Raw genomic sequence first — 4955 nt, forward strand, 5'->3', positions numbered from 1 at the left:
GCCCTTCACCTTCCGCACCCGGCCCCTGCCCGAGAAGAACACCGGCCGCGCCACCGCCGTCCGCCGAGCCTCCCGCGAACAGTTCGTCACCGGGCACGGCAAACGTTCCATCCCCGCCGTCGGGCTCCGAGACCTGGACGACGAACCGTCACCCGCCGCCTGGGCGGCCCCAGAGGATTCGGCGAACTCCGCCCAGCAGCCGCCATCCAGGAAGGACTCGCTATGACCCAGCCGACCAAAGCCACCCATCGGCTGCGCGGCACTCTGATACGGCCGCCGCGATTGACACCCGAGCACATCGCCGAGCTGGCCTACCGCCTCACCAACCGGGACCGGGACCTGCTCGCGCTGGTCTGGGAGCACCGCGTTCTCACCACCGCGCAGCTCACCGCGCTGCTGTTCCCGAGCCCCGAGCGTGCCCGCCAACGCCTCAACCACCTGCACCGCTTGCACGCCTTGCTGCGGTTCCGGCCCTGGACGCCGGTCGGCTCCAAACCCTGGCACTGGGTACTTGGCCCCACCGGCGCGCACGTCCTGGCCATCGAACACGGCCAAACCCCCAGCGCCTTCGGGTATCGGGCCGACACCACCACCGCCATCTCAGTGTCACCGCGGCTGGGCCACCAGATCGGCGTCAACGACTTCTTCGCCCAGCTCCACGCCCACGCCCGCCGCCAGAACGACGGGACCGTCCTGGAGCGATGGTGGCCGGAGCGCCGCTGCACCGCCCTGTGGGGCGACCTGGCCCGCCCGGACGCCTTCGGTCGCTGGACCCAACCCGGCCCCGACGGCCGATCGCGCACCCTGGACTTCTTCCTCGAACACGACACCGGCACCGAAACTCTCGCCCGCGTCGCCCGCAAACTCGGTGGCTACGCCGACCTCGCCGAAGCCACCGGCACCACCACACCGGTCCTCTTCTGGCTCCCAAGCGCCAGACGCGAGACCAACCTGCGGGCTCTACTCGGCGTCCCGGAGGTCCCGGTCGCGACCGCCGTCCACACCCCCGCCACGGCACCCGACGGCCCCGCCGGACGAGTCTGGCAACCAGCCGGGGCCGCCGGCCCACGGCATCGACTCACCGACCTCGCCGCGCTCTGGCACACCACCCCGCGGCGTGAATCAGAGCCCGCCTGATGCCGTTGATGATCGGGGCCGTGGTGGCCGCGGTCGGCCTGGTCGCGGTCATCGTCGCCGCGCTGGGCGCGGTCCTCCCCGGCTCGGGTACCGAAGCCACCGCATGCCAGCCCGCCCCAGGACGGTCATCTACCGGTATCCCGACTTCCTACCTGGCCCTCTACCGCCGGGCTGGACGGGCCTATGGGATCGGCTGGCACGTACTGGCCGCCGTCGGAAAGGTCGAATCCGACCACGGACGCGGACCTGGCCCGGGGATCTCGGCGGGACGCAACCTTGCCGGAGCCGCCGGGCCGATGCAGTTCATGCCCGGCACCTGGGCCGCGTTCGGCGTCGACGGCAACCGCGACGGCCGCACCGACATCTACGACCCGGCCGACGCCATCCCCGCCGCCGCCCGCTACCTCAAACACAACGGCGCACCCGAACGCGTCCGCACCGCGCTGTACCAGTACAACCACTCGCGCGACTACGTGGACAAGGTGCTGCGGCAGGCCCGCGCCTACGCTCACCACGGACCGGCCAAGTTCGGCGCACAGAGCGCAGGTTGCGCCGACGCCTTCTCATCAATGGCGCCTCCCGGCGAGGCCGCCGCGACGGCGATCGTGTTCGCACGCGCCCAGCTCGGCAAACCCTACAAATGGGGCGCCACAGGCCCGCACGTCTTCGACTGCTCCGGGCTCACCTACGCCGCCTACCGCGCCGCCGCGATCAGCATCCCGCGCGTGTCCGGCGACCAATGGCGACACGGCCCCCGCGTCCCCAACGGCCACGAGCAACCAGGCGACCTGGTGTTCTTCAACACCGGCCGCGGCACCTCCACCCGCAACCCCGGACACGTCGGCCTGGTCATCGACACAGGAAAGATGATCGCAGCTCCGCACACCGGCACCGTGGTGCAAGTCCAGTCCTACCGCCGCCGAACCCTGCTTGGCTTCACCCGCCCGACCGCGCACCAAGGCACGAAAAGAGGCGCACAAGGAGCTACACGGTGACCGACCGGCTTATCAAAGCGACCACGGCGCTCGCGGTGGTCACGGTCGCCGCCGTCGCCGCGCTTATCTCTTACTCTCACGCCCTCGACCTCGTGCGCTCCCACGGCGAGACCGGTCTGACGGCGCGGCTGGTCCCCTTCACCGTGGACGGCCTGATCTGGGCGGCGTCCATGGTCATCCTGGATGCCCACCGCCATCACCGCCCCGTACCGGCGCTGGCCCGGTGGAGCCTGGCGGCGGGCATCTGCGCCACCATCGGCGCCAACCTGGCGCATGGCGCCGCTCACGGGCCCATCGGCTCCCTCGTCAGCGCCTGGCCCGCCCTGGTCGGCTCGTTCGAGCTGCTGATGATCCTGACCCGCAACGCGCCCTCGCCGTCACCACCCGGGCCGGGCGGGCGCACCGGAGCACACCGGTCCGAGCCAGCATGCACCGAAGTGGAGCAGACACCGGAGCAGGCCGTGCTGAACGAGTACCGCGCCAGTCTCAACGGGCCGGGCCGCCCCCTCTCCCAGCGCTATCTCGCCGACAAGCACGGCATCGACCGCCGCAGGGTCAAGCAGATCATCACCGGCGAGTACCCGGCCGAGCGTTGAGTCAAGAGCCTGCAGACCTTCCACACCTACGGCGAAGGTTCACCGCTCAGCCCGGTGAGCGCGGCACAATTCGGCATGCCATCGGTGATCAACGGGCCGTCGACACGGCGACGGTTGGGCCAGTCCTACTCGTTCGGAACTGGCACGCACGGCACGCGTGAGGCGATGGTTCAGCTCCATTTGAGCGTCGGAGTCGAGCACGACCAAGAACGCAGGATGCGGTTAGGGGTGCCCGTCGGAGTTCTTGCGGGCCTCAGGAGAGTCGCGGACCTCGTCGGCAATATGAACGGTCCGGGACGTCATGCCCCCTGTGCCGGGCTGGTCGAGGCTGCGGGCCGGGTATCGGCCGGGAGCGTCGCAGGGTGAGCCGGGGCGGTGTCCAGCGCGGTGTAGCTGGGGCCGCTGAGCGCGCGGCCGAGGTCGTGGTAAGTCTCGGCGAAGGTGGTGCTCGTGGCGTGCCGTCCGCAGCGGCCACCGTCCAGCTTCTGGCAGTTGGGGCAGGAGCGGGGAATGTTCAGGCGTGCGGCGGCGGCATCGCGCAGGGCAGTGATGAGCGCGGCCTCGCGGTCCAGGATCGGTCCGGCAGCGGCGGCGACGCGGTAGGCGACCGCGATCAGTTCTTGTGTGGCCTGGTGGCGATTGCGGGGTTTCTCATCGAGTCGAGCGGTGGCGGTGATGAGGTCACACAGCTCAAAGATCAGGCAGGAGTCGATCGCCTCCGGCTGGGCGGCGGGTGATCGATGCTGATTCACGAACTTATCCCTTTCAGTGCAGGTTGTGAGTGCGCCCGGGTGGGCGGTGTCGTGGTCACAGGGCGTTAGCTTCCCCGACAATGAGCTCGGGCTCGGCCTTTGGGCGATTGGTCGGCGTGGCTCATGACGGTGCCGTCAACAGGGCCCAGCGCCTGGCTGGCGCTGCTGCGCGGGACGGTCCAGCGCGCGGGTTCTGGAGTCCTGGCGCGTGGTTTCAGGCTCACCCCTTCACCGGCGTCAAGGCGCCGCCCGGTCATTGCCTCCTTCCTTGGGCGGTGGAGTGGCCCGGTCATAGTTCGCCGCCCCAGACGCGGCAAGCACGTTCGTCATCTGCGTCGAGGTGGATGACCGGGAGTTGGTGGATTCCGGTGGTCAGGGCGCGGTGGATGCGGTGCCACCCGTCGATCACCAGGGGCGCGCGGGTGCCCGGGGTCGTGACGGTCAGCAGCGGGCGGGCCAGGTCGACCGTGGCGGCGTGGTCCGGGTCGATGCCGATCACAGCGCGTGCCCAGGCCAGCGGCCGGATGTCGACGCGGCGGGCGCGGTGCCGGGTGGCTAGGCGGGTGGCGGTGTCGATGTTCCATGCCCAGCCGAGCAGGACGAACATCTCGTCGGCCACAAGGTTCTCCGTTCAGGTGGTGGGTTCGCAGATGCACGGGCTGGTGGGTAAAGGGTTGGGCCGCCCCGGCGCGCCCGTTCCAGCGACGCACCGGGCGGCGGGCTTGTCAGGCGGTGCGTAGGGCGCGGACGGCGGCGGTGCCGATCGTGTCGGCGGCGGTGGCGGGATTGGTCAGGGTGACCAGGTGCGCGCCGTTCATGGGCCTGGTGCGTGCGGACAGGGACAGCCACAGCACGGCGCATCCGGTGGCGGTCAGCCGGTCGATGCGCTGCTGCCCTTCGGTGGGCTGGTCGTCTTTGAAGAGGCCGTCGGACACGATGACCAGCAGCCGGGCGGCACCGGGGCGGGTCAGATCCAGGGCCGAGGTGAGAGCGTCGACGGCCTGGACGAAGTCTTCGCGGGAATCGCGGGCGGCGAACTCGGTCACAGCGGCCGGGGCGCGCCCGGGGTGGGTGACCGGACGGACGCGGGAGCCGAAGATGACGGTTGCCGAGACGGCGTCGGGCAGGTGCCCGGCGGCGCGGGCCATGATCCACGCGGCGGACGCGACCGGCTCGGCCATGGCGTTCATGGACCCGGACACATCGCAGGCGATGCCGAGCCGCAGCGGCGGCGCGGGCACGTGGCGGCGGATGGTCTGGGTGAAGGGCTCGGCGGTCGGGATGGTCCCGGCGGCGCGCTGGGCGTCGGCGGCCAGCGCGCCGCGCATGCTGAGCCGTCCGGGCGGAGTGGGTGAAGTGTGGGCGGTAGTGACGCGATCGCGGTGCGATGCTGCGCGCAGCTGCCGGGCCAGGCGGCGCGCGGCGGCTTGCTCGCCAGGCCGGGGTGGGCGGGTCCCGGTGATCTCGGTCTGGCC

The 4955-nt window shown here is 71.0% G+C and carries 7 protein-coding genes; 4 read left to right on the top strand and 3 right to left on the bottom strand.

Annotation, left to right across the window (positions count from 1 at the left end; genetic code table 11):
• From E1264_RS44225 to E1264_RS40060, 4 genes are all read left to right on the top strand, one after another.
• Window positions 1–226, top strand: a 226-nt coding sequence (locus E1264_RS44225; RefSeq protein WP_165964626.1) for a hypothetical protein, incomplete at its 5' end; no start/stop codon positions are given.
• Complete coding sequence (locus E1264_RS40050) at window positions 223–1137, top strand: replication-relaxation family protein (RefSeq protein WP_132182378.1); 915 nt, start codon at window positions 223–225, stop codon at window positions 1135–1137. The genes E1264_RS44225 and E1264_RS40050, both read left to right, overlap by 4 nt.
• Window positions 1137–2132 carry a bifunctional lytic transglycosylase/C40 family peptidase gene (locus tag E1264_RS40055; RefSeq protein ID WP_132182380.1) on the top strand — a complete coding sequence of 332 codons (996 nt, stop codon included), beginning with the start codon at window positions 1137–1139 and terminating at the stop codon, window positions 2130–2132. The genes E1264_RS40050 and E1264_RS40055 overlap by 1 nt, the downstream gene beginning before the upstream one ends.
• Window positions 2129–2728, top strand: a complete 600-nt coding sequence (locus E1264_RS40060; protein ID WP_132182382.1) for a DUF2637 domain-containing protein — start codon at window positions 2129–2131, stop codon at window positions 2726–2728. The genes E1264_RS40055 and E1264_RS40060 overlap by 4 nt, the downstream gene beginning before the upstream one ends.
• Window positions 2729–3027: 299 nt before the next feature.
• On the opposite strand, the gene E1264_RS40065 is transcribed toward E1264_RS40060, so the two are convergent.
• The 3 genes from E1264_RS40065 to E1264_RS40075 form a co-directional block, all read right to left on the bottom strand.
• Window positions 3028–3480, bottom strand: coding sequence for a hypothetical protein (locus E1264_RS40065; RefSeq protein WP_132182384.1), 453 nt, complete (start codon window positions 3478–3480; stop codon window positions 3028–3030).
• Between the two features lie 289 nt (window positions 3481–3769).
• Window positions 3770–4099 carry a hypothetical protein gene (locus E1264_RS40070; protein WP_132182386.1) on the bottom strand — a complete coding sequence of 110 codons (330 nt, stop codon included), beginning with the start codon at window positions 4097–4099 and terminating at the stop codon, window positions 3770–3772.
• A 106-nt stretch (window positions 4100–4205) separates the two neighbouring features.
• Window positions 4206–4955, bottom strand: a 750-nt coding sequence (locus E1264_RS40075) for a VWA domain-containing protein (protein WP_132182388.1), incomplete at its 5' end; no start/stop codon positions are given.

Origin of the sequence: Actinomadura sp. KC216 (assembly GCF_004348535.1) — a bacterium.
Lineage (GTDB): Bacteria > Actinomycetota > Actinomycetes > Streptosporangiales > Streptosporangiaceae > Spirillospora.